The 2,838-nt window shown below is 51.4% G+C and carries 3 protein-coding genes; 1 reads left to right on the top strand and 2 read right to left on the bottom strand.

Annotation, left to right across the window (positions count from 1 at the left end):
- Window positions 1-43 precede the first annotated feature (43 nt).
- Window positions 44-1,252, bottom strand: coding sequence for a DUF1302 family protein (locus AB7U36_RS21805; RefSeq protein ID WP_428161703.1), 1,209 nt, complete (start codon window positions 1,250-1,252; stop codon window positions 44-46).
- A gap of 2 nt (window positions 1,253-1,254) precedes the next feature.
- Window positions 1,255-2,076 carry an outer membrane lipoprotein-sorting protein gene (locus AB7U36_RS21800; RefSeq protein ID WP_428161702.1) on the bottom strand — a complete coding sequence of 274 codons (822 nt, stop codon included), beginning with the start codon at window positions 2,074-2,076 and terminating at the stop codon, window positions 1,255-1,257.
- Between the two features lie 389 nt (window positions 2,077-2,465).
- On the opposite strand from AB7U36_RS21800, the gene AB7U36_RS21795 reads away from it, so the two are divergent.
- A partial coding sequence (locus AB7U36_RS21795) for a carboxyl transferase domain-containing protein (protein ID WP_428161701.1) occupies window positions 2,466-2,838 on the top strand: 373 nt, incomplete at its 3' end.

The following is a 2,838-nucleotide window of genomic DNA, read 5'->3' as shown; positions in this document are numbered from 1 at the left end:
AAACATCTGATTGATTCTATTTATGTTGATCATGATAGATCCTTTAAAAATGGTATGTTATCTTTGTCCAGACCTGGGTATTGTCTTTATACCGGCCATAGGACCCCTTCCGGTCCCCGGCAAAGATGTCGCTCCCCAGAAAGACTTCCAGGTCGTCGATGAACTGGTACTCTGCTGTCAGGCGGACCAGGCGGTCTTTTACATCAATATCCATATATCCGAGAGCCGACAGGGTCAGTTTTTCCCTGAACAGATCCTTTGAAACGCTGAACGTGACCGTCTTGGCGCACCCGCTTTCGGCAAGGCTGGAACCGGAATTCAGGATATGGTCCTGGGCGTACTGGCAGGAGAGGGTCCAGTCGTTTCCGGGATACCAGTCCAGGCCGGTAAGCCACTTGAACCGGTCCTTTTGTGCTGTGAAATAATCGCTGCCATATCCCTGGACCAGGCTGCCTGCAAAATAGGCGGTTTCGGCCCTATAAACAAATTCCCCCAGGGGTTTTGAAAACTCCGCACCCAGGATATGAACCCGGTCAAACACTGGTTCCAGGGCAGTGCCGGACCGCTGGTAACAGGGAAAGTCATTCCAGGTGTAAAAATAGGAGAAGGCCAGGTCCATGCCGGCCAGGTACAGGGCATACCGCAATGCCAGCTCACTGTCTTTAAAAGGGTCGTCGGGTTCGTCGTCCGGCAGTACCTTGTTGTTCCCATAGCTGCCCAGGTACCATGGACTGTCCTTTGAGGGTTGCTCCCCGGACTTGTAAACCGGAATCCACAACAATTGAAGCCCCCCCCACCCGGACGCATATTTGAGATTCAGGGCATCCACGGCCATGCGCATCTCGTCAAAGTCCCGGGTGATGGTCTCGGCGTAGTCCAGGGGCGATACATTGTCCACAATCCGGATGCCGTCTGCCTGCCCCCAGATGATGATCTGGCGGCCTGCCCGGATGGTCACATTGTCCAGAACATAATCCAGGTATCCTTCGTGCAGGCTGACCCCGGACTCATCTTCCAGCAGGTGGTTGGCAGACAGATTGACCGCCCCAAAGGTCGTAAAATTTCCCTGGCAGGCGGTCAGTTCCAGCCGGGCCAGGGTTTCCGAGGCCAGAATATCGTTGGGCGATTTGACCTGGGCGTTGTGCCGGGTCTCCAAAAAACCGGTAAACTCAGCGTCCATGGCCATCAGGGGCCGGGCCGGCAAAACATGCACAAGCAGCACGGCCAGGCTGAAAATGGCCGTAAGAATCATAGTCACCGCAGGTGGCCCCGGGATATGGTGTTGACGATGAAGAATCCGTCATCCACCCCGGTATTGTACGCCACATCGGACAGGGTCATCAGGGTGGTATGCTTTTCCCGGTGATTCTCCATCTTCATTTTGAACACAGTCCAAAAGCCCTGGTGTTCTCGCAGCGCTTCCACGGTATAGGTCTTGATCAGGCCCTGGGCGTCGTAATATTCGGCCTTTACCGTTTTATGGGCCTCTTTGGAGACCCAGATGATTTTTTCATCATAGAGGGAATCATCTTCCCTGGGTATGGATTTGATCTTCCAGCAGGCACGACCGTCCACAGTCTCTTCCCCGATAAGGGTGTGGTCGTCCTCGTCCACATTCCGGTCCCCCATATCGTCATAGGTAAAATCCGATCCCATGAAGTAGTCGTTGGTGGAGGCCCCTGAAATGCGCCTGACCTTTCTTAGTGCCGGCATGTAAAGCCACTTGTCATCGTCTTTGGACGGATCGTCATACTCCCAGGACAAAAAGGCCGTGTCCTTGATATCCATGGGCTTTTTAAAGGCCATCAGTTTTTTAGTGTCCTTGCCGTAATCCTTGTTAAAGGATGACATCTCACGGACCCGTGTTTTGTTCCGGCGGTTAATTAACACCATCTCAATGGTTGATTTTCTGTCATCCCCGTCCGGGGCCTCATCCACCATGACCATAATATCCCGTCCTGTCAGGGGGGCAGCGACTGCCTTGTCTTTAACAAGAGGGCTTAAAAAAAGAAAAAAAATAGAAAAAAAATAAATTATGGGGAAAGAATTACATCTTTTTCCCGGTTTGTTTAACATGAGTATTCCTTTAATTATGGTTAAAGTTAGAGACTACTAACATGTCCCAATGGGAACTTCTACCCGGATCGGGAGCATTTATGCCCGGATCGGGAATGAATTAAAGTGGCTCATAGCGGATATTCAAACCGGGTGAGTTAAGGCAATATCTCCACGTCTAAAAAACGCCTTGCCGAAAAATTTGATTCGGTACTGATATCAGACTTCTTAATGAAAAAATCTTTCCTACCAAAAGAACATATTGACACCTTTATTGCCTACTGCTAAAGATGATCGGCCTGATAATGGACTGATCTTTAAATTTTTCAGAAGCTTATTGTAACGGACCAGGTTTATTCTTTTTTTACAAGGGAGGCGTCAGCGCGCAATCTATGGAAACCAGAACACCGATGGAGAAACTCCAGGAGAAGAGCCGGCAGGCCCTGGAAGGCGGAGGTGCCGGGAGGATCAAAAAACAGCACGAATCCGGTAAACTGACGGCCAGGGAGCGGGTTGATAAACTGCTTGATCCCGGCACGTTTGTCGAGCTGGACCGATTCAAGGCCCACCGCTGCACGGATTTCGGCATGGAGGGGGAAAAGATCCCCGGAGACGGGGTAGTGGCCGGATACGGGCTGGTCAACAGCCGCCAGATTTTTGTGTTTGCCCAGGACTTCACCGTTTTCGGCGGATCACTGTCCCTGGCCCACGCTGAGAAAATCTGCAAGGTCATGGAAACCGCTATGAAAGTCGGCGCGCCGATTATCGGCCTGTGTGATTCCG

It is taken from the genome of Desulfobacter sp. (genome assembly GCF_050177295.1).
This window is presented reverse-complemented; position numbering and strand designations above follow the sequence as displayed.

Coding starts and splice junctions, on each gene's coding strand:
- AB7U36_RS21805 (WP_428161703.1), bottom strand. CDS start 1,252: ATGATTCTTACGGCCATTTTCAGCCTGGCCGTGCTGCTTGTGCATGTT.
- AB7U36_RS21800 (WP_428161702.1), bottom strand. CDS start 2,076: ATGTTAAACAAACCGGGAAAAAGATGTAATTCTTTCCCCATAATTTAT.